General features: G+C 39.4%; 19 protein-coding genes. 13 read left to right on the forward strand and 6 right to left on the reverse strand.

Features of this window, described 5'->3' with window-relative positions; all coding sequences use genetic code 11:
• The first annotated feature begins 19 nt into the window (after window positions 1-19).
• The 3 genes from MB380_RS02465 (at window position 20) to MB380_RS02475 (ending at window position 3,867) form a co-directional block, all read left to right on the forward strand.
• Entirely contained in the window at window positions 20-907 is an 888-nt protein-coding gene (locus MB380_RS02465) for a YjbH domain-containing protein (RefSeq protein ID WP_253532958.1), read from the forward strand.
• A complete protein-coding gene (locus MB380_RS02470; protein ID WP_253532960.1) occupies window positions 891-2,012 on the forward strand; it encodes a YjbH domain-containing protein in 1,122 nt (373 codons plus the stop codon). The genes MB380_RS02465 and MB380_RS02470 overlap by 17 nt, the downstream gene beginning before the upstream one ends.
• 466 nt (window positions 2,013-2,478) lie before the next feature.
• A complete protein-coding gene (locus tag MB380_RS02475; RefSeq protein WP_253532962.1) occupies window positions 2,479-3,867 on the forward strand; it encodes an undecaprenyl-phosphate glucose phosphotransferase in 1,389 nt (462 codons plus the stop codon).
• A gap of 36 nt (window positions 3,868-3,903) precedes the next feature.
• Here the strand turns inward: MB380_RS02475 and MB380_RS02480 are convergent, their stop codons facing one another.
• Window positions 3,904-4,641 (reverse strand): tyrosine-protein phosphatase, encoded by a 738-nt coding sequence (locus MB380_RS02480; protein WP_253532964.1) that lies wholly within the window; start codon window positions 4,639-4,641, stop codon window positions 3,904-3,906.
• Between the two features lie 972 nt (window positions 4,642-5,613).
• Between MB380_RS02480 and MB380_RS02485 the strand changes: the two genes are divergently transcribed.
• The 4 genes from MB380_RS02485 (at window position 5,614) to MB380_RS02500 (ending at window position 9,989) form a co-directional block, all read left to right on the forward strand.
• Window positions 5,614-6,426: a polysaccharide biosynthesis/export family protein gene (locus tag MB380_RS02485; protein WP_253532966.1), complete on the forward strand. Its 813-nt coding sequence runs from the start codon at window positions 5,614-5,616 to the stop codon at window positions 6,424-6,426.
• A gap of 623 nt (window positions 6,427-7,049) precedes the next feature.
• A complete protein-coding gene (locus MB380_RS02490) occupies window positions 7,050-7,646 on the forward strand; it encodes a hypothetical protein (RefSeq protein ID WP_253532968.1) in 597 nt (198 codons plus the stop codon).
• The gene (locus tag MB380_RS02495; RefSeq protein ID WP_253532969.1) at window positions 7,643-8,557 is read left to right on the forward strand and encodes a hypothetical protein; all 915 of its coding nucleotides are present in this window, start codon (window positions 7,643-7,645) and stop codon (window positions 8,555-8,557) included. The genes MB380_RS02490 and MB380_RS02495 overlap by 4 nt, the downstream gene beginning before the upstream one ends.
• Window positions 8,550-9,989, forward strand: a complete 1,440-nt coding sequence (locus MB380_RS02500) for an NAD(P)/FAD-dependent oxidoreductase (protein ID WP_253532971.1) — start codon at window positions 8,550-8,552, stop codon at window positions 9,987-9,989. Before MB380_RS02495 ends, MB380_RS02500 begins: the two co-directional genes overlap by 8 nt.
• A 256-nt stretch (window positions 9,990-10,245) precedes the next feature.
• Here MB380_RS02500 and MB380_RS02505 read toward each other — a convergent pair whose 3' ends face one another.
• The 3 genes from MB380_RS02505 to MB380_RS02515 form a co-directional block, all read right to left on the reverse strand.
• Window positions 10,246-10,785, reverse strand: a complete 540-nt coding sequence (locus MB380_RS02505) for a ferritin-like domain-containing protein (protein ID WP_253532973.1) — start codon at window positions 10,783-10,785, stop codon at window positions 10,246-10,248.
• A gap of 451 nt (window positions 10,786-11,236) precedes the next feature.
• The gene (locus tag MB380_RS02510; RefSeq protein ID WP_253532975.1) at window positions 11,237-11,716 is read right to left on the reverse strand and encodes a response regulator; all 480 of its coding nucleotides are present in this window, start codon (window positions 11,714-11,716) and stop codon (window positions 11,237-11,239) included.
• Window positions 11,717-11,902: 186 nt separating this feature from the next.
• Window positions 11,903-12,787 (reverse strand): AraC family transcriptional regulator, encoded by an 885-nt coding sequence (locus tag MB380_RS02515; protein ID WP_253532977.1) that lies wholly within the window; start codon window positions 12,785-12,787, stop codon window positions 11,903-11,905.
• Window positions 12,788-13,066: 279 nt separating this feature from the next.
• Here MB380_RS02515 and MB380_RS02520 point away from each other — a divergent pair, with 279 nt between their 5' ends.
• The 6 genes from MB380_RS02520 (at window position 13,067) to MB380_RS02545 (ending at window position 20,449) form a co-directional block, all read left to right on the forward strand.
• Window positions 13,067-13,420 carry a cyclophilin-like fold protein gene (locus tag MB380_RS02520; protein WP_253532979.1) on the forward strand — a complete coding sequence of 118 codons (354 nt, stop codon included), beginning with the start codon at window positions 13,067-13,069 and terminating at the stop codon, window positions 13,418-13,420.
• A gap of 331 nt (window positions 13,421-13,751) precedes the next feature.
• Entirely contained in the window at window positions 13,752-14,312 is a 561-nt protein-coding gene (locus MB380_RS02525; protein ID WP_253532981.1) for a Crp/Fnr family transcriptional regulator, read from the forward strand.
• Window positions 14,313-14,561: 249 nt separating this feature from the next.
• Entirely contained in the window at window positions 14,562-14,960 is a 399-nt protein-coding gene (locus MB380_RS02530; protein WP_253532983.1) for a hypothetical protein, read from the forward strand.
• Between the two features lie 7 nt (window positions 14,961-14,967).
• Entirely contained in the window at window positions 14,968-16,002 is a 1,035-nt protein-coding gene (locus MB380_RS02535; protein ID WP_253532985.1) for an efflux RND transporter periplasmic adaptor subunit, read from the forward strand.
• 8 nt (window positions 16,003-16,010) lie between these two features.
• Window positions 16,011-19,097 (forward strand): efflux RND transporter permease subunit, encoded by a 3,087-nt coding sequence (locus MB380_RS02540; protein ID WP_253532987.1) that lies wholly within the window; start codon window positions 16,011-16,013, stop codon window positions 19,095-19,097.
• A gap of 11 nt (window positions 19,098-19,108) precedes the next feature.
• Window positions 19,109-20,449, forward strand: a complete 1,341-nt coding sequence (locus tag MB380_RS02545) for a TolC family protein (RefSeq protein ID WP_253532989.1) — start codon at window positions 19,109-19,111, stop codon at window positions 20,447-20,449.
• Between the two features lie 184 nt (window positions 20,450-20,633).
• Here MB380_RS02545 and MB380_RS02550 read toward each other — a convergent pair whose 3' ends face one another.
• Together MB380_RS02550 and MB380_RS02555 are read right to left on the reverse strand one after the other, a co-directional pair.
• Complete coding sequence (locus MB380_RS02550; RefSeq protein ID WP_253532991.1) at window positions 20,634-21,356, reverse strand: hypothetical protein; 723 nt, start codon at window positions 21,354-21,356, stop codon at window positions 20,634-20,636.
• On the reverse strand, window positions 21,353-22,237 hold the full coding sequence (locus tag MB380_RS02555) for an RHS repeat domain-containing protein (protein ID WP_253532993.1): 885 nt from the start codon (window positions 22,235-22,237) through the stop codon (window positions 21,353-21,355). The genes MB380_RS02550 and MB380_RS02555 overlap by 4 nt, the downstream gene beginning before the upstream one ends.
• Between the last annotated feature and the right edge of the window lie 6 nt (window positions 22,238-22,243).

Consider the following 22,243-nt stretch of genomic DNA (forward strand, 5'->3'; position numbering starts at 1 on the left):
TCAAACGCCTCTTAAAAATATGAAAATCAAAAAAGCGCTATCGTTTATTTCTTTTAAATGGAGATTTAAGGGTAGCTCTTTTTTGATTTTTCGCTCCACCGCAGCAACCTGCCTTTTTGTTTTTGCTTCGCAATCCGTTTGGGCACAGGTGAATCTATCTGGCAAATCGGGTCTGATGTATATCCCTAATGCAACTGCTTACGAAGACGCCAGCCTCAGCTTCGGCTACAACTACAATCCGCTTAAATATTCGTTAAGAAGTAAGCAAAGAAATGCCGAGCGTGTTTTATTTGCCAATCTTACCTTACTGCCGCGCCTTACCATTACCTTAAGCCTGCTTCAACCGGTTACAACCGATACAAAAATACGTGAGGGTCTGGGAGACAGGCAACTGGATATAAGCTATCTTCTGGTAAAAGAAAAACCCAGGTTTCCTTCAGTGGCTGTTATTATTTCTTCGCCGTTTATGATTGAAACAGCCATGCTGACCAATGTTTTAGTGGCTACCAAGCACTTCAATCTGAACAAAGACCTGAACCTGGAAACAACAGCCGGGTATGGTAGCCCGTATATTCTTTCAAGAGAAGGTGATTTTAAACTGAATCTTGCGAATTCGAATATTTTTTCAAATTTAAAGTTTCAGAAAAAAAGTGATTTCATCTTCAATAACGGTTACCTTGTTGGGCCTTTTGCAGGTGTTAAGTTAGGATACCGGAATAAAGCCGGACTGATGACCGAGTGGGACTCGCAGCATTTGAATGTTGGAGCCTATTTAACACTATGGAAGACATGGACGGTTCAGGGTGGCCTACTTAACGGAGACAGGTTCATATTCGGTTCTTCAATTCATTTTCAACTGCTTAAACCAAAGAAAAGCATTGCCAAGCTGGATGAAACACTTAATTAATAGTTTACTATGCTTTTTGTGTATAACCGGTATGGGTTATGCGCAGTCTGGTAAGAAGGGGAAGACACTTCTTACCTATGAGCGTGTAAATAAAGACAGCCTCGGGGTTAGTTATGAACAACGCATTTACCGGAATCCGTTTAACGGGTTTGTTGAGTTGCGCTACTCCCTTTCAGACACCAGTAGCCAGAGGTATATTCCGTTGTTTCAGGGAGTGCCTATCGCATCCTATCAGAAAATAGGTTCGGGTATTTATTCTAAACCGCTTTCTGCATCAGCTTCCCGGCAAGTTGGGGTTAACAAATGGTTTCCGCTGAAAGATTATAAGCTTGACTTTTCTTTACTTCCCCTCTTTACAGCTAAGTTCGGTAACTTTGATAACCCTGTTGAGGCCAAGTTTAGTGTAGCTCTTAATACCCAGCTTATTTTAGGCCGAGGCCTTGCTATTACAACCGGTCTTACCATACCGATTGTCAATGATTTAGACCAGCAATCGCTGAGGTTACGTCTGGCTCCTACCTTTATTAATAAATTTCTGACTTTCAGAAAATTTAACTTTATGAGCCTTTCTGCCGGATTGTTTTATAAAGACCAGTACGGTCTCAATGCACAGTATAGGTATTTTGATGTGAACAGTCCTTGGTCGTTCGGGTTGGAGGGTTCTTTCAGCGGCTATTACAGAATATCAGGCGATTATTTTGAATACCAGTCCCTCAGGCATCTCATGGTGTTAGGTGATGTGAGCTACCGTATTTTTAAGAATGATATAACCTTAAAACTTTCGGGTGGGCAATACCTTTATAATGATAGAGGCGTAAGATTTGATTTTATACGCCAGTTCTCAAATGTAGAGATCGGGTTCTATGCATTAAAAACTACCAATGGCACATCAGTAGGTTTCAATTTTGCTATTCCAATTCCGCCTGGTGTTACTCTGCAGGGCAAGCGTGTAAGGCTTAGAACAGCAGATGAGTTCAGGTGGGAATACTTATATGTAAAAGGATATCAGATTGCCGAGCGATACAGAACAGGTTACCAACTGGATGAAAAGTTAAGGACTTATCATAGCAGTTACTGGGATAATCAGCTAAAAAGAGGCTTGTAAAAATTGCGACTTCGGTACGTATTCTATAGTATATATACGTATAGTGTGTAACGCTGATGCCAGAAGTAAAAAATTAACTGTATTTATATAAACTTAAAAAGGACTTCTTGCATTTTTCACCCCCTCCGCTATAATAAGTAAATTATATTTTCTAAGTTTGTATCAGGAAACACTGCTGTTAAAACATGATTACAATAATTGTAAATTTAATTGAAGGTTTACACAACGATTATTGCTAATGATAGGGTGGAAATTTACTTTTGCGTAGGTTGTTTTTTTATTTTGTTTGCTGCAAAATATAATGTTGAGTTATTGCCAGTTATCTCTCTTTTAAGCACAGTACTAAACTGTCAATAGGCTTTAAGTTAGCATAAGCGTGTCACGAAGAAATTATACCCAAAAAGTAGTTGCTTCAAATTCGATATTCAAACATAGCATATAATTACAGTTCTAGTTTTTAAATTATATGGTCTCAAATCTAAAAAAAGTATATCATATAAGATTATTGACAGATTCACTCTGTTTAATATTTTGCTATAGTATAGCACAGATATTAAGTGGCCGGGTTTTTCGCAATAGTGATATATTTTTAATTTTTCTTCTATTGGTAATCTGGTACTTTACCAGCCGTTATACTGAATTATACGACGAGTTTCGTACGGTAAAGTATGTAGATGAGTTTCTTGTGCTCATTCCCAATATAATTGCCCAGGGGGTAGCCTTAATGGTATATCTTTTTCTATCTAACGATAGCTTCTATTCAAGAACGCTGGTGCTGCTCAACATCATTTTTGTTTTTGTTGTGATGACAATACAGAAGTATCTGTTCAAGAAGATAAGTCTGTTGTTATATGAAAGAGGATACAAAATAAAGAATATTCTAATAGTAGGTACAGGAGACAGCGCTATGTCTTTTTATAAAATATTTAGCGATACACCGCAGTTTGGATATAAAGTAGCAGGTTTTATTGATGAATCGAAGCCTCAATATCTGAATGGCCAGTATAAGGGTAATCTGGCCAATCTTGAGAGTGTCATCAAAAAAAGCCGTATTGAAGAAGTAATTGTTGCCTTGCCTTCTTTTGACAAGGAGTATGTTGAGAAGATTATTCAGGTAACTGAAAAAGAGGGAATAAAAACCAGAATTATACCTGAGTACTCGCAATATGGGTTAAAACAATATAAACTTGAACTCTTTGGCGGTAACCCTATTCTTACTTTGCGGAAAAATCCGTTAGAAGAATGGCATTTTAGAGTTCTTAAACGTGCTTTTGATATAGTTTTCAGCCTTTTGGTTATAGTTTTAGTGTTTTCATGGTTGATACCTATTCTGGCATTAATTATCAGAATTGATTCAAAAGGGCCTATTTTCTTCCTTCAGGAGCGTTGGGGTAAAAACAATAAAAAAATTGTGTGTTTTAAATTCAGGTCCATGTATTCAGACAGTTCTACCCGTAAAAAAGACGGAGGTTTCTGGCAAACTGAAAAAGATGACCCAAGAATTACGAAAGTCGGAAGGTTTTTGCGTAAAACTAACCTGGATGAGTTGCCACAGTTTTTCAATGTATTGTTTGGCGATATGTCAGTTGTAGGGCCAAGACCTCACGCTGTGCAGCACAACATAGAAAGTAAAGAGCAGATTGATAATTATCTGATCAGGCACTGGGTTAAACCGGGTATTACAGGTTGGGCTCAGGTAAATGGATACAGAGGAGAGACCAAGGACATTTCATTGATGAAAAAACGTGTGAAATTTGATATCTGGTATATCAGCCACTGGAGTATCTGGCTGGATATTAAAATAATAGTTGCTACAGTTTATAATATGGTTAAAGGCGAAAAAATGGCCTATTAATCAACGTACATCTGAAGCAAATCAAAAGAATTTCTACTAAAGCATTTCGTTAAGAAATGCTTTATTTTTTAATAGCTTCATCAACTTCGAATCCTTCGTTAATAGCTGGATATCGGCCAGATGCCTTTCATGGTGCAGGTCGGTTCCAACAAAATCTATGATTCCGGATTCCAGCAATTTGATTGCTACTTGTTTAGTCTTTTTACCGTAGTAGCCTGCTAACGACAACAAGTTAAGCTGAAGCAGGCACCCTACCTGTTTTAAATCAGCTATTTTATCAAGACTTTCCCACCAATAAGGATAGCGCTCAGGGTGCGCCATAACAGGCGAATAACCACTGGTTTTTAGTTTAAATATAAGCTGAGATAAGTTGGGTGGCGGAGAAATGAACGACATTTCAATGAGCAGGTAACGCTTTGTACCGAAGCTTAATAACTCATTTCTTTGCAGGATGCTTTCAAACTCTTCATCCAGCAGATATTCAGCAGCGGCTTCAATTTCTATATCAAGGTTACGCGGCTTTATCGCTTCTCTTACTTCATTGAGCGCATTGTTAATGATGGCTGGTGTATTAGGAAAAATGCCTGCCTTGACATGAGGTGTTGTAATAAACTTTTTATAACCTAGTTTATGAAGCTCTTCAATATAGTTAATGGTTCGTTCCATATCCGTTGAGCCGTCGTCTATTCCCGGAAGCAGATGAGAATGAATATCGGTTTTTAAGAATGAAAGCGGATCAGCAGCAGGTTTTTTCCAATTAAAAATTGAGAGCATAAGAATTGTGTTTTAACTTATAGTTTTTCTTGAAGCAATATACCTTTATAGTAAATGCCATTCAATTTAGATTATTACTAACTTGTACGTCAGAGAATTTAAACAAAATTACGACAGAAACTCGTAATCTCATATTTTACCTGTTAAAGATTAAAAAACGTGCAGTCGGGTAATGATTAGTTAAACAACAAAGCCTCTCCGGTATGGGTTTCAAATTTTATGTTCATTGGGTCAGGCACTGTAAATGGTAAACAGGCCTTCAATATTTTATTAATCTGGTTCAGAGGGTTACTGGCATCAAATGATTTTTTATTGTATTTCTAAATACTTTTATATGAAGATTCTATAAAAAACTAAAAAATACGGTTTGGCATCAAAATATACTGTTTAAATTCTAAAACTTTCTTTTATTTTTGTAAGGCACAATTTTAAGAAAAAAGTTTTTCCGTTTTCGGGGTCTTAAATATCTGGTCTATTCTTTAAAATTGAATGCTTCGCTTGAGTTTAATTTAAATTGAGATTAATTGAAAGTTTGAAGTGCCTGATGTAAGTATAGCTTTGATTGAAAACAGAATTTAAATTATTACGTACTTTTACTAGCTTAGTTTTTCCTTGTTTCGGTTAAAGTTTGGCATGATATAAAAATTGTATTTTTTGAGTAGCAAACAACGAAAATGAACAGCCCTTTACCTGTCTACCGTGTGCACAAATCCAATCAATATTTTCAGGTCTTATTTTAAGAATACACACAGCAGTTCTGCGTATGTTAATTTTTTGAGTATTGCTGGTTGATTAATTAAATGAGAACTTAAGAAGAGTGATAAGAACCGGAGAAGGATAATACAGTGAATTAACACAAGAAATATAACAATTGAATACTTGTCTGACATTTATTGAAGTTCTATTAACTAGCCATAACTATCAGCAATTTTTATCTATTATTTTATGTTTAACAACAGCCCCAAAAAGTTAATGAAATTATTCAGAGCTTTGCTTTGTTTATCTGGTATCGTGTTTGTTGCGTCCTCGTGTGTGCGGGTAAATACAAAAGATATTACCTATTTTCAAGGCACAGATTCGGTGTCCAATCAGGTACTCCCCCCCAACCTTCCAACTGTAACCCGCATTCAGGCAGATGACATTCTGGCCGTAACCGTGAGCAGCTTAAGTGAAGAGTCTAACGTTATTTTTAATTTCCCTAACGTTAATGCCCTTACAACTACTAACTTTCCGGGTTCAACGGGTGGAGGTATGGCAAGAAATCAACCACTTGGTTATTTGGTAAATCCGCAGGGCAATATTGATATGCCCCTGGTTGGAAGTGTAAAATTGGAGGGCCTAACCTTAAAAGAAGCAGGTGATAGTATAAAGACAAAACTCCTTACATTTTTAAAAGAGCCTACTGTAAATGTACGTTTCCTGAACCATAAGTTTACAATTATTGGTGAGGTGAACAGACCGTCTGTTTTCAATCTTCTGGACGACCATACAACCTTGCCAGACGCAATTGGTATGGCTGGTGATTTAACAATTTACGGTTTGCGTAAGAATGTAATGTTGATTAGAACAACAGGAGATAAACGCGAGATAGTTAAGTTGGACCTAACCAAAAGAGACTTTTTTAATTCGCCTTATTATTACATTAAAAACAATGATGTAATTTATATTGACATCAGTAAAGGTAAAGTTACTTATACCGATCAGAGAATACAGACCATTCAGTTGATTCCAATATTTACAGGTATAGTAACTACGCTTGTACTTATTTTAAATGTCATTAAATAAGGTCTGGCCATTGGTGGTCTGATTAGTATTAAAATTCAGGAGGTATTTCAATTGGTTTGAAAATCTCTATGAAAACACAAGCCAACCCCTACAGTAATGTGCTGTGGGGGTTGGCTTTTTTTTAGAATACAGCTCTGCCTGTAAACGTATATAATGCATGAGTCAGTTAAACCTGATGGGCATTCCCAATTTATTAAATGTTAGCTTGTAGCTCAGGCTTTATCAATTCTATTTAAGGTTTCAAATCGGAAAATTGACTTGCCGTGCTGATTTAAGGGGTTGAAGTAAGTAAATGATTGTGCCACTGACAGCAAATGCACAAGATGTGTTTTTAATCTTAAATCTTTCTTATAAAATAACTTTGCATAGTATGCTTATACGCCATTTATGCTTAAAAATTGCGTTTTATTGTCAAAAAATCAAATTTTAAATTATCGTGGCAGTAATTCTACATGAGTAGAATTACTTACTATATATTCAAATTATATGGGAAAATTTTCCCATATAATTTTAGCATTTTCTTTTATTAATTAAGCACTATTATGAAATAGCTTAGAATTTCAGGAAGATGCAGATGTGGCATTGGTTTTTAGTTTTTTATATGAACTACTTACCAAAAAGCGATGGTCCAATATCTACGTATAGTTTTTGAAGCAGTATTTTTAATTGGATTACTTTATGTAATTTTTTTAAGATTAAGGGTACTAAATGCATTAAGAAGCCTGGGGGCATTTAAACTGGGTATTTTTATGTTATTTTTTGGATTCTGGATGTTTGTACAGCTTATTGACCGCTGGCAATATCAATTCCCTGATAAGAAGGTTGAGTTTTTCCCGATTGCGAGATTCGCTATGTTTGAAGGAGGGGGCAGAATACAAACCGTTCAAACCTACGAATTTGCCGGCAGGTTTTCAGATGGCAAAACAGAATACTATGCACCTTCAGATATTCTTAGAGGAGCAGGCACACCAACATTGTCAACGAAAATGAACAATGTAATTATATCCGCGCTAAAATCTGATAATGCCGAAAAAATATCCTGGGCAAAAGCAGAGATAAGTAAGTATGGCAGATCAATTTATAATGTGCTTCAATTTCAGGGGAAAGATTTACCAGACAGCTTAGATTTTCAAATTGTCAATATAGACTTAACTAAAACTACAAAAGACGCAGTATCTAAAGATTATCAAATGTCTGTTAAAAATCCCTTTAAGAAATGAAAATAACTTTACACAACGGCGCAAATGCAGATACGCTTTCTTTTGCAAGAATTTGGATATTTTTTATCTGGTTTATATGGGTTTCTACAGATAGCAGCTATCTGGTTGCCAATGCAGAACACAGCATTTTCTTTAAGCATGGCCTGATGAATATTTTAAGTGATGATTTTCTGAGGGCTATATCTCCGGGTGTAATGCTCACAGTTAAATGCGTAACCCTGTATTTTATAGTTGCAGTTATTTTTGGAATTGGAAGGTCTAAATGGAACATTTTTATTGCAGCTGTATTGCTGACATTTTATATGGGCTATATTCGCGGATGGGGCAATCATGTCAATCACCGGGAGCTTACCTTGCTATATTGTACTTATTTATTGTTGCTTTTACCATGTTATGATACCGCAAATAGCAAAAGCGACAAGCCTCAGTCGGTTTACCAGGCTGGAATGCTCGCTTTGGGAATTATAATCACTTTTGATTACGCGGTTATCGGAATTGCCAGAGTTGCCAAGGGCTTCCCAATCACGTTTCATCCTGATATTATGCGCCAATGGATAGTTTTTCATGCCTATAACCCTAGCGAATGGGGATTTGAATATGGTAAAATGGTATTAGATTATCCTTGGCTGAATTATTTAGTTGCGCCAATGCTGCCGGTTTCAACTGTTCTTGAAATCATTGCTCCTTTTGCTTTATTTACAAGTAAAAAGCTACGTATTGGGCTTGTAGTTTTACTTTTCCTGTTTCATTTAGGTATATATCTGCTAATGAATATTCTTTTTCTTGAAAACATGCTTTTACTTTTTCTATTATTGGATTATACCTCAATGATAGAGAATATTAAAAGTAAAGTAGCAGGAGCAAAATCAGGTTTTGAAAATTTAATAAACAGGATTTCGCAAAATGGGTAATCCGGATGTTGTTGTAATCGGGTCTGGGCCGAACGGTCTGGCGGCCGCTATTGAATTACAAAAAAATGGTTTGCAGGTTGTAATAGTTGAGGGGGCTGATACCATTGGAGGTGGAACCCGTACATCTGAACTTACCTTACCAGGTTTTAATCATGATCATTGTTCGGCGGTTCATCCGATGGGCTTTCTTTCACCTTTTTTTCAGAGTCTGTCATTGCAGGAACATGGCCTTGAGTGGGTATTTCCAAAGGCTTCAATTGCGCATCCGCTTGATAATGAACCTGCAGTGATTCAATATCGGTCAATTGAAGATACAAAGCTTTCAATTGGGGGTAAAGATGGAATTAAGTGGGAGAAAACATTAACACCTTTTGTAAAAAAGGCAGATGTACTTTTTAAAGATATTCTGGGGCCTTTGGGTTGGCCTGATGAGCCATTCACCTTAGCAAATTTTGGCCTAAAAGGAATGCTTCCTGCCAGTTCTCTTGCCAATAGTTTGTTTAGCCAGACCAGGGCAAAGGCTTTATTTGCAGGTTGCTCAACGCACAGCATATTGCCATTAGACATGAGCTTCTCGTCGGCAGTAGGTCTGGTATTTGCCATTTCCGGCCATGTGGTTGATTGGCCCGTTGCAAAAGGAGGCTCAATAGCCATAGCCAATGCATTGGCTTCTTATTTTATTAAGGCTGGGGGTAAAATTATTACTAACTGCTTTATAAGCAGCATGGAAGATTTACCCAAAGCAGATTACTACTTTTTTGATACCGACCCACTTCAGCTTTCAAATATTGCAGAAAAGCAATTGCCGGCCAACTACATAAATAGGTTAAGGAAATTCAATTTTGGTCCTGGGGTATTTAAAATTGATTGGGCATTACGTTCATCCATCCCCTGGAAAGATGCCAACTGCTTAAAAGCATCGACAGTACATGTTGGCGGAACATTACCGGAAATTGCGCAAAGTGAAAAAGATGCCTGGAATGGCAGACATAGCGAGTCGCCATTTGTTATGGTATGCCAGCAAAGTGAGTTTGATTTCAGCCGGGCCCCGTCAGGTATGCAAACCGGATATGCTTATTGCCATGTGCCTAACGGAAGCACAAAAGACATGACACTTGCTATAGAAAAACAGATTGAAAGATTTGCCCCGGGTTTCAAAGACACCATTCTGGAAAGAAAAACTACCAATACTTCTCAGTTTTATAATTATAACAGGAATTTTTTCGGTGGTACTATTGCCGGAGGGGCAGCAGACCTAACACAATTATTTACAAGGCCGGTAGCAAGGCTAAATCCTTATTCAACGCCGAATCCAAAGATTTATATATGCAGCGGTTCTACTCCGCCCGGGGGTGGTGTGCACGGTATGTGCGGTTACAGAGCAGCCCGATCTTTCATAAAAAGCTTACGCAAATGTCTAAGAAAGGCTTAGCTATTTCATGCCAGTGTATTTTGACATTAAGCGTAAAATATATTGGTAATTGTATAGATAGAACCAGATACTTTACCAGCTGTTTGAGTCTCAATCTTTAGTGAAAATTGTTTTTCAAAGGTTGAGAGTATTACCAAGAGACATCCAACAATACTTTAACTTAAATAGATTAAAGACTAACAACTCGCGAATAAAAAAAGGTAGTATAGGGCCATCTGGCAGATGCCTATACTACCTTAATCATTTCTAATAAACGTTATTCCTGCGCAGCTTCCACATTAATGGTAGCTTCTGCCAGTTCGGTCAGCTTTTTATCGGTCGCACCTTCTTCGTCAAGAATCTCCTGTAATAAACCTGCTGCCTCTTCGTATCCTAAAGTCTGGGCAAGGCTTCTCAACCCACCGTAAGAACCTATCTCATAGTGTTCTACTTTCTGGGCTGCCAGAATTAAACCGCAGTCACGAACGAAAGTACCCTTTTCGGTTGATTCAATTATTTCTTCCCCTTCTTTAATAAGTCCTTCCATGGCCGGGCAGTGCTTGGCTTTGGCTTTTTCGCCAATCATTTCAAACACCTGCTCAACTTTGGCAATCTGGCCTTCTGTTTCTGTTAAATGCGTTTCAAAGGCCATTTTCAACTCTTCAGAAGTGGCGGCTTTAGCCATTTTACCCAGAGCCTTTGTCAGATGTTTCTCTGCCCAGTAAATATCTTTCAGGCCATCTGTAAAAAGCTCTTTCAGCTTTTCACTTTCCTTTTCAGAAACATCAACACTACGTTTTGATTTTGAATTTTTCATTGTGTAAAAGATTTAGTTGATAATACTGAATAGTATAAGCAAATAACCATTCCATAGGTAGAAAGGGCAGGGGAGTACTTTTAAGCTGGCAAAAGATTTCATTAATTGTTCAACTGACGGGTAAGAAAATCACCACAAAACAGATAAGCAATCGTTAGGGTAAATTATTGGATATAAAGCGCAGAATAACCAACATGAAAACCTGAGGTTTAATCAATTATTCAAAACGAAAGGAAGTAGCAGTAAACGTCAATGTGTTTCCATAAATCTGATTCAGAAACAGATTATGAAAAGCCTATGCACCAACGGGGAAACCTGTTTCAGAATCTTCATCCACTCAATTCAATGAGGCGTCAACAGTAAGCAAGTGCTCAGGCATTTGCTGCCCGAGCCATAAACAAGGTGGATAGTCTAAGCTGGTACCAGAAATATAAACAAAATGCTATGTGATTCAGGCTCTTTGAAGCGAGCGCTCAGATAGAAAATACAATTCTCTTTTAGGGGTTATGTATTCTTTCCAATCAATTTTCAACACCGTATCAACCATTTTAAGAAGGTTGCTTACTTCATTGGGTTTAAGCAGGTAAAGGTTGGCGCCGGCGCAATAGGTTTCTTCAATCTCTGCTCCTGAAGAAGACGTGCTGAGAATGACACAGGGAATGGTTTTGTATAAATTGTTGGTTTTTATCATTTTCAGGCACTCTTTGCCACTCATTTTGGGCATGTTAAGGTCCAGGAAAATGATGTCTGGTTGGCTTTCGGGGCATTTTAATTTTTCAACGGCAGCCATACCATTATTCACTATTGTGAGTTCTGTGGCAAATGGTAATTCAGACAACACATTGGAAAAAAAGAATTGGTCGTCTTCATCGTCCTCTGCCAAAAGAACCTTAATTGGATTTTGCTGGTCAGTTAAAAGGTTTCTCATCATAGGAAGGCCGTTCATTTTCAGGATTCAGGGAAAATTATTTCATTACCGATATATGCATTTATATCAGCAAAGGGGCCATTTGTAACTCTATAGCACTGAAAAAGCGATTTCTTAATACAGTTCAGATGCCTGGCGGCAGGCAGAAAACTATTGCCACCAGCCGGTTGACAGGGGGATGGTTTGATCTCAATGCATCCGGTACTGAGTAGGAGTTACACCTGTTTTTTGTTTGAAAAAACGGGTAAAGTGCTGCGGATACCTGAACCCCAGCTCATAAGAAATTTCACTGAGCGATTTGCCGTGGTCAAGTATTCGTTCTTTGGCTACTTCAAGCAGGCGCAACTGAATAAATTCAAGCGCTGTTTTTCCGGTTTCTTTTTTTACCAGGTCTCCAAAGTAATTAGGCGAAAGATGGAGCAAATCTGCAAAATAGGCTACAGAAGGCAAGCCTTTGGTTTTCAGTTTTTCGCCTGTCAGGTAGTCGGTCAGTAGCTGCTCAAATTTACCGATAAGGCCACGGTTTACATTTTCGCGGGTAATAAACTGCCGGTCATAAAACCTTGCACAATATTTCAGTAGTAATTCAATATTGGCAACGATAAGGGTTCGGCTGTGTTTATCAAGATTCTGGCTTATCTCAGCCGCTATATTAGCCAGGCAGCCATCTATTAAGGTTCTTTCTTTTTCTGAGACGTGTAATGCCTCGTTTGTTTGATAGCTAAAAAACGAGTACTGATGCAGGTGCTTTACCAGTGAAGTACCTCTGATTAAATCCGGATGAAAAATAAGCGCTGTGCCATAAGGCTGGTGCATTTCCCCTTCTGGCTCATGGGTAATTACCTGACCCGGGCCAAAAAACACAATGGTTCCGTTGTCATAATCGTAGTACTGATTACCATACCTGATATCGCCGCATCTGGTTTCTTTGATGATAACGGCATAAAAAGCTAACATAAATCTGGTTTTGGGCAGTAGGGGCGACTTGCTTAGATCAACCACATTAATTAGCGGATGCAATATCGGGTTGTTGAACATCCCACTGTATTTCCTGATGGTGTCGTAGATGAGCATTGGCTGGACATGTTTTACTAATCAAAAATACCCTGAAATTTCTAAAAATATATCGCTGCCGTTGAAATTGGTAAGCAATACCGTAAAATGTATAAGATTTGTCTTACATAGGTGTATTAGTTTTGCGATGCCGGCACGTCTGGCTAAATGCAATACGAATGATGCGTACTTTCAGACCTGTCCGTGCTTGCCTGTATAGCCGATTCGGCTTCCTGTACAAAAGACATATCGGTTTATCAGGACGTAAAACCTGATAAAATTTATAACTCAACTATAGCCATGAAAACCCAAATAATTATAAAAGCAGGAGGCAGAACTTTCGGTGGCACCTTGGCCGACAGCCCAACAGCGGGGGCATTCAGAGCCATGCTGCCACTTGAAATAAGTATGACAGAACTGAACGCCAATGAAAAGTTTTACAGGTTGTCAAAGAATCTGCCGGTTAATCCGGCAGTTCCTCCGATAATCCAAAACGGAGACCTCATGTTGTTCGGGTCAAATACGCTTGTATTATTTTACAAGACATTTTCAACAACATACAGTTATACCCGGATAGGGCGAATCAATGATGCTTTAGGACTTGCGGAGGTTTTAGGTTCTGATAACAAAACCATCAGGTTTGAACTCCCATAAGGGTATTATTATCCACAGGGCTTATCACAAAGGCTTGATGCTTATTGGTGGCCTGTGTTCTTTTCATGCCGCCTGTGTCTTGCAGGCGGCCACACCTGTACACGAAAAATACGGTCGCCATTTATCATCTACTTCTGCATTCAAGCGGCATTCAGGCACATAAAAGTCCACAATTGTTGTTTAGTCAGCGTATCTCGGTCTTGTCTATACGTGGTGGCAGGTGCATAGTTGAAATCTATGTTTTCAGCAGGTAATCAGCCTTTCCCCGAATGGCATTTGTTGCAAATTGCCCAAATAATATTTACATTAAGCCAGTTTTCTTATCAGGCGTATGAATTTAGCAACTTATCTCAGGTCTCAGTCAATTGAGACAGACTCCATAACCGATTGGCTGAATAACAGCACAAAAACCAAGGTTTACCCCAAAGGCCATACGCTGGTAACAGAAGGTGAACATTCTTACCGGGTATTTTATGTAGAAACCGGCCTGATCAGGTCTTATTACATGAAAGATGATAAAGATGTAACTGAAGATTTCTTTCCGGAACAAAGCGTAACGGCCACGATAGAAAGCGCTCTTTTCGGACGGCCGTCGCGCTACAGCATTGAAGTGCTTGAAACAAGTACCATTACGACCTGTAATTTTAATGATTTTGCCCGGCTCAGTAGTCAAAACACTGAAATCAATCAGCTTGAAAAACTGGTGTTGTATAATGTGGTAAAGAAATTATCTGACAACAATTATTATCTGAAGTTTCATTCGGCCAAAGAGCGTTACGAACGAATGATTAAACAATACCCGAACATTTTATTACGTGCGCCTTTGGGTCATGTGGCCTCTTATCTGGGTATTACCCAACAGACACTAAGCGTAATAAGAGCGCAGCTCTGAGCGTACGTTGTTCTTAGTGCTGTTCAATTGGTTTGTTTTTTCTTTGCCGTGATAAACTAACGCCGCAGCGTTGCCAGCTTCTCAACCTTCCGCACCCGGTTTCATAATTTACCCAAGTATCTAAGCTATATAGTTTGAATGGGTTTTTAAATGCTTTTATTCTTTACTGATGCCTGCATTTTTTAATCTATCTTAAAAATACACAAAAACATACCCTCTACTTTTGTGCCATATTAATACATCAAAATAATGGAAACAAATGGCACACATTGGGTAATAGTGGCAGACAATGCCGGAATAGCTTCTGTTTTTCCGAATCTGAAAGATATGTTTCATGAAGAAGCTATCTCGTTTATTACCCTGGTTTATTACTCCTGGAACAATGAATTTAGTTTCAGTAAAGAGATTGAAATTTTAAAGTATCATTATCCGGGTAAGTTTATAGCATTTTATGAGGTTGGATTAGCCGCCAGCGATTTTGAGTTTGACACTACCATCATCGAAAACGTGATTAATGCCAATACCAGCCGTGAAATCAGGTTTTTGGTTTCAGGCTGCGAAGAGTTTAACCTGGTGATAGAAGAAACCCTGCAATTTCTGGATATCAAAGAAATAGTCTTCCAAGAACAATTTTTTAAAAATAACTAATTCTAAAATGAAAAAATCGGGCATTTATATTCTGTTGACGCTGCTTGTAGGTCTGGCAGGATGCAATACAAAAAGTACGGAAGCCACCACCGCCACTACCACAGCCGTACCTGTAAGTGTTGAAGAAATATCAACCACGGCCATCAGCAATGATGTTTCTGTAAGTGGGAATATTGAGGGTAACACTACTGTAAGGCTGGGTTTTATGGTAGGGGGTAAGGTTAATCTGATAACCGCCCGCGAAGGGCAGACCATCAGGAAGGGTCAGCTACTGGCCAGCCTGGACCCCACCAGTTATACCATAGCCAGACAATTGGCAGAGGTACAGGTAAATGCCGTAACCGATGAATACAACCGTTTGAAAACCCTCCATGAGCGTGGAAGCGTAACCGATAGCGATTTTTCGAAAGTTAGTTTTTCATTACAACAGGCCAGGTTACAACTGCAGCTTCAGCAAAAAAATGAGACAGACTGCAAACTATACACGCCAATTGGCGGGGTATTGCTCAAGAAAATGAGTGAAACCGGCGAAATGGTGGGTGTTGGTATGCCCGCATTTGTGGTGTCTGATATCAGCAAAGTAAAAGTGCTGGCATATATACCCGAAGGTGAACTGCACTATATCAGAATTGGGCAGCCTGCCAGCATTACCATTTCTGCGCTTGCTAAAACCTTCAGCGGTAAAGTAATAGAGGTAGGGTCGGCAGCTGACCCGTCGACCAGAGCTTTTACCATTAAAATTGAAGTTAACAACCCGGGGCTTGTTATCAGGCCGGGTATGATAGCCGAGGCTAAAATTGACGCTGATACCACCACAGAGGCCATTGTGTTAAGCGCTGAGGCCATCAATCATGACATCAATAACCAAACCTATGTATATGTGGTAGATAAAGCCCGAAACAAGGCGTACAGACGAGAAGTAAATATTGGCAAAATGATTGAAAACAAAATTGAAATCATCAACGGGCTGAACAAAGGAGACCTGGTGGTTGTGGCCGGTCAGAATAAAATAACCGATGGCACTGCTGTCATTTATAAATAATTACCGACATGAACATTATTCAGGCATCATTAAAATATAAGCAAATAACGTTATCGGTATTGTTAATGCTATTTGCAGTGGGTATTCAGTCGCTTCTGAATATGCCACGTCGCGAAGATCCCAAAATTGTGGTCCGCACGGGTCTTGTAATAGCCTATTATCCCGGCGCTAATTCTGTTCAGGTAGAAGACCAGCTCACCAAAAAACTGGAGCAGTATCTGTTTCAATATGAAGAGGTAAACAAAGCCAAAACTTTTTCGACCACCAAAGACGGCGTAGTGGTAATTAATGTAGAACTGACAGAGTCAGTAAAACAGCCGGATATATTCTGGAGCAAGCTGCGGAACCAGTTATTGGTGGCCAGGCAGATAGATTTGCCTGAAGGCGTAATGGGGCCGATAGTGAATTCAGATTTTGGCGATACGGAGGCTATGGTAATTGCGCTTGAAAGCGAGACCGCCTCACCAACCGAGCTTAAAAATTACGCGCAGAAGCTGGAAGATTATTTACGTGCCATACCGGCTACCTCAAAAGTTAAGCGCATCGGTGAGCAGAAAGAAGAAATTGTGGTTTCGTCCAGCTCAGAAAAGTTATCGCAGTATGGTATCAGCATGCAGCAGGTTGTAAAGGTGCTGCAGTCACAAAATGCCATTAACCCAACCGGCGACATTAAAACAGCCAACAGCGAAGCGCCACTATACACCAACGGGTACTATAACACAGAAAAAGACCTGGCTAACCAGATTGTAGGTACGTCGTCTACGGGTTCAGTAATTAAGCTGGGCGATATTGCCACTCTTAAACGTGAGTATGCCGAACCCCAAAGTATAATTACCGTAAACAGCCACCCTGCTATTCTGCTTGCCATACAAATGCATGAGGGTAATAATATTGTTCATTTTGGTGACGCAATTGAGCAAAAAATTGAGCAGGCAAGAGGGGTTATTCCCAGTAATGTCAAAATTACTACCGTTGTTAACCAGCCACACCTGGTGCAGGAAAACATCTCGCATTTTATCAAAGAGTTTTTTCTGGCAATTGTTTCGGTAATTATAGTAGTTATCTTATTGCTTCCTTTTCGCATTGCTGCCGTGGCAGCTACGGCCATTCCGGTTACGGTGGCAGTTACCTTTGCTACCATGCACACCCTGGGTATAGAGTTACATCAGGTTTCACTAGCCGCTTTGATTCTGGTTCTGGGAATGGTGGTAGATGATGCCATTGTGATAGCAGATAATTATGTAGAGCTACTGGATGAAGGTGTTGACCGATGGACGGCCGCATGGAGAAGTGCCAGCGACCTGGTTATGCCTGTGCTGGTGGCCACCGTAACCATTATTGCCTCTTTTATGCCCATGGTATTGTTAGATGGCAGCATAGGCGAGTTTATTTTTGCCCTGCCTATTACTGTGGCAATAGCCTTATTGTCGTCTTTTGTGGTAGCCATGCTGCTTACGCCTATGCTGTGTTACACTTTTATTAAGAAAGGGCTGCACCAGGCTGAAGCAGAAGAAAACAAGGGTAGAAAGCGTAAATCGTTGCTCGACTACATGCAGACGGGCTATAACCGATTGCTGGAAGTTTGTGTAAAATATCCGAAGACCACCATATTGGCCAGTTTGATTCCTATTGCACTGGCAGGGCTATTGTTGACGAAGGGTGTTCGACAATTGTTTTTTCCTACTGCCGAAAGAAACCAGTTTGTAATTGAGGTATGGTTACCAACAGGCACCAAACTTGAGAAAACCAGACTGGCGATTCAGAAGGCTGAAAACCTGGTGAAGAGTGATAAGCGCGTGAGCTCTTATGCTACATTTACCGGTACCGCTGCGCCCAGATTTTATTATAACTTTTCGCCTGAATTTCCAACTACTAATTACGCACAGATTCTGGTGAATACAACCACCGACAAAACTGCCGAAGAACTTGCTGAAGAACTGAGCCGGAAAGTAGACGCAGCCATACCCGAAGGCACCACTTTTGTGAAACTGATGCAGCAGGGCTCGCCGTTGAAAGCGCCGGTTGAAGTAAGAATAGTTGGTGATGACATTGTGAAACTGAAAGACATTGGCAATAAGGTAGCCGGCATTATTAGAAATACCAAAGGCAGCAGGTATGTGCGCAGCGATTTTGCCGAAGACTACTACGGCATAGGTATTAACCTGAAACCCGAAGCCGGCAGATTAGGCTTTACTACCACTAGTATTTCGCAAACGGTTTATACCGGTTTTACCGGAGCATCAATTTCTACCATGTACGAAGGCAACAACCAGATTGGTATAGTGTTGAGGCTGGACGATGTAAAACGACAAAATACAGACGACCTTCAAAAAGTCTACCTGAAGTCGCCGGTTACAGGTGTCAACGTGCCATTAAGACAAATTGCCGATATTATTCCGCAATGGCAGACAGGTAAAATTATGCATAGAAATGGTGTTCGCACCTTAACGGTTCAATCTGATTTATCAGATAACATGCTACCTGCCGAACTGCTTGAACAGGTGCAACCCACCATTGATAAACTGGCTTTGCCGAACGGGTATCATATAGAATATGGTGGCGAACATGGAAACAAGGAAGAAACCCTGAGTGAAATGGTAACGGCTATGGTGGTTAGTCTGGTACTTATTTTCTTTATTCTGCTGTTTCAGTTTAAAAACCTGAAAGAAACGACCATTGTGATGCTGACCATCCCCTTGAGTTTGTTTGGCGCAATTCTGGGCTTATTTGTAACCGGCAATAACTTTAGCTTCACGGCTTTTATCGGGCTCATTGCTTTGTCGGGTATTGTGGTCAGAAACGCCATTATATTAGTAGACCACACCAACGAACTGTTGAAACATGGTTTGGATATCAGAACGGCCGCTATTGAGAGTGGAAAGAGACGTCTGCGCCCGATTTTCCTGACCGCCATGGCAGCCGCCATAGGTGTATTGCCCATGATTATCTCAGGGTCGCCCATGTGGGCGCCACTGGCCAGTGTGCTGGCCTTTGGGGTGGTCTGGAGCATGATTATGGCCTTACTGACAGTGCCGATTCTCTACATCGGCTGGATTAAACCAGGCGATAAAAAAGATGTGTTAACGAAAAAATAAAGCCCTGAAATATGAAAACTTTCAAAATATCAATAAGTGTGTTTATAGGCTTTTTAGTAGGTATTCAGTTGGTTTCAGCACAAAACGTGAAAACTTACTCTATTCAGCAGTTGACTGATGCCGCCTTAAAGAACAACCATATACTGGCCATTAAGCAATGGCAGGTAGAGGAGAAGAAAGCTAAAATTAAAGAAGACGAGATAAAACGTCTGCCTGTTGTGAGCCTGAGCGGAACGTATCAGTATAACCTGAATCTGGCCGATATAACTATCCCGGCAGGAACAATAGGTGTAATACCCTTAAGCGCCACCAATCAGGTGCTTTTACCTAACGAAGACCGGACATTTAAAGTAGGCGAAAAAAGTACGTATAATGCCGGCGCCACTGTTTATCAGCCGATTTCTCAGCAGGCAAAAGTTAAAACAGGCATTGAGTTAAGTAAGCTGGATGTGAGCGTGTCAGAAAAAGAAAAACAGAAGATAGCTTTGCAGATAAAGCACGGCATTGAGCAACTGTATTTTGGCATATTGATAAGCCAGAAACAGATGGAAGAGGCGCAGGCTAAACTGGCATTGGCACAGGCAAGGCTGGCAGATGTTGAAAATGCCCTGCTAAGCGGAAAAACCATTGATGTAAACAAGGCAGGCCTGATGGCCGGTATTGCTGATGAAGAGCAGAATATGCTGAAACTGGACTTTCAGATTCAGAATTACAAGGCCGATATGGCAAAGCTGACCGGTATAAAGGCGGAAGATTTTAATGTTGACGGCATTTCGGATACTTTACCCGACCTGCCCAGTATGGATTCTTTTGCAAGCGAGATACCCAATAACCCCGACTTGCAACTGACAGAACTTACCAGAGCCAGAACCGAGCTGGGTATTAAAGCAGCCAAACAAAGCAACAGACCGGATGTGGGTTTGGTGGCAGGGTATGTGGTACAGGGTGGAAACCCCATTATGCCTATGAATAACCCCTTTGTGGGCTTAAGCCTGAAATGGAATATTCAGGACCTGTATGCCAACAAGCAGGTGCTACAACAAAGAACATATCAATTAAAGCAGGCAGAAGAAAACATAATGAACACCCGGCAACAGCTTGCCTATGATATAGAAAAAGCCTACCGGAAGGCGAGGCAAAGTATGGCATTGGTAAATGTAGCAGAGAAAGCGCTTCAATACCGCAGAGAAGAACTGAAACTACAAAACGACAGGCTGGCTGCCGGCATGAATTTAAAAACAGATGTACTAAACACCCGTGCATTGACAGCCAAAGCAGAAGCCGATGTGTATTCAGCCAGACTGGCTTACATTCTGGCCATTTCAGATATCAATGAGCTGATAGGTAAGTAAGTATGAGACCAAAAATTAAACTGTGTTTAAGTAAAGTTATAAATTTGCTGAAACTTTTACTTGACACAGTTTAGTTTACAGTCTCAAAGTTATGTGAATCAATTCACCAAATGGGAGTGTCTTGCGATTATCTTTATAATCAAAGTATATTCACATTCTAATAAATAAAATTTCTAAATTTCATTTATTTAAGCTCATAGGTACGGATTGTCTTAATAGGCGTTTCATTATTATTAAAATATCTGACCTCCAACTTAGATTCTTTTAAAAAGCCCTTTTCATAGATAAAGTGCCTTGATGCATTTCCATTCTCAAAAATGTAGATTTCCTCTTTTAAATATCCTTCCTCTATATATAAACTAACATTACAAAGGGTTTTCTCATAAAAATAAGACTGCAAAACCTCTGGCAAATCAAGAAATAGTGAATTTAATCTTAAATATTTAATTCTTATTCCATTCAAACTCTTAGTTACTACTGCTTTTGTTGATGCATCAGTCCCATCTGACAAAACAGAATTCGCAATATAACAGAGATTCGCTATTGAGTCCTCAATTAAAATTCTATGATTTATAGTTTTATATAGATTGCATGTACTATCAATATTGTAAATTTCTGTGTAATAATCTTTTACTAAAAGTAAATCATTAATAGAATAGCTTCCATTATCATAGACATAAGCAGTAACATTCAAATATTCATTAAAGATTATAGAATCCCTAGGCGTTTTCTCATCTTTTTCGTAAGTAATTATACTTGTTGGTGTACCTTTTGGACTAAGATACCTCTTTTCAACTAAAACTCCATTTTGTCTAATTAAACAAGTTTTCTGTAAACTACCTTTCGAATTATGAACATTACAAGATAGAAAACCAATCGCTAATAATAATAATAATCTTATTTTCATTTTTCTTTCCAAAATATACTAAGTCCATACTGAGCTGTTGAGAATAAACGTATCTTACCAGTATTTTTCATACCACTATAATCATGAGTTGCAACTCTTGTTTGTGCTACTGTAAATTTGCCAGTACCAAATTTGTTCTCTATTGCTGATTTCCAAGACTTATAATGACTATCTTCCATCTTCCAGCTCATTACATTCATTTTGTACATAAAAGAACCATTGGAAGGTTTTCCCATGTCTTTTTGGGGGACCATAGTCTGTTCGCTTCCGTCCCACTGTTTTGCACCATTGCTAAAATCCGGTCCACCCGTCAACGTATTAATAATTGCTTCATTTGCTGTTTCCATTGCACTTGTTTGCTCTTCCAAAGAAGTCTTTAAGAATTTCTTTGCTAATGGCGCATTCGCTCCATACGCAATTGTGTTTCTATATATTAACACACTGGCTATTGCATACATTTCCACTTTACTTTCAATACCATATCCTATTGAACTTTCAGCGTAAACTGTTGCTGCTCGATTTCTAAATTTGTCGTGGTCTATAGGCAACTCTTTGGCATTTTCAAACCAAGATTTTGCATCCTTGTTATCAGTCACTATTTTCCTAGTGGCAACATAAACTTTTTTATCTTTCTCGCCATCGCTTCCTAAATTAGCTCCATTCTTATCATAATAATTCCCATCCAGTTCTCCATTAATTTCAATACGGTTAATAGGATTCTTCTGAACATAGTTATATAAAGTTAGCCATTCTCTTTGCTCCTTCAAAGGATCCACTACTCCCCATCTACCAATCGTAGCGTCATACATGCGGGCGCCGTAGTCTAAGTAATTCAAATTGCCCTGCAATTCTTTGCCATTGTAGGTAAAGCGGTCTCGCATTTCAAA

This window comes from Emticicia sp. 21SJ11W-3, from assembly GCF_024138715.1.
Lineage (GTDB): Bacteria > Bacteroidota > Bacteroidia > Cytophagales > Spirosomataceae > Emticicia > Emticicia fluvialis.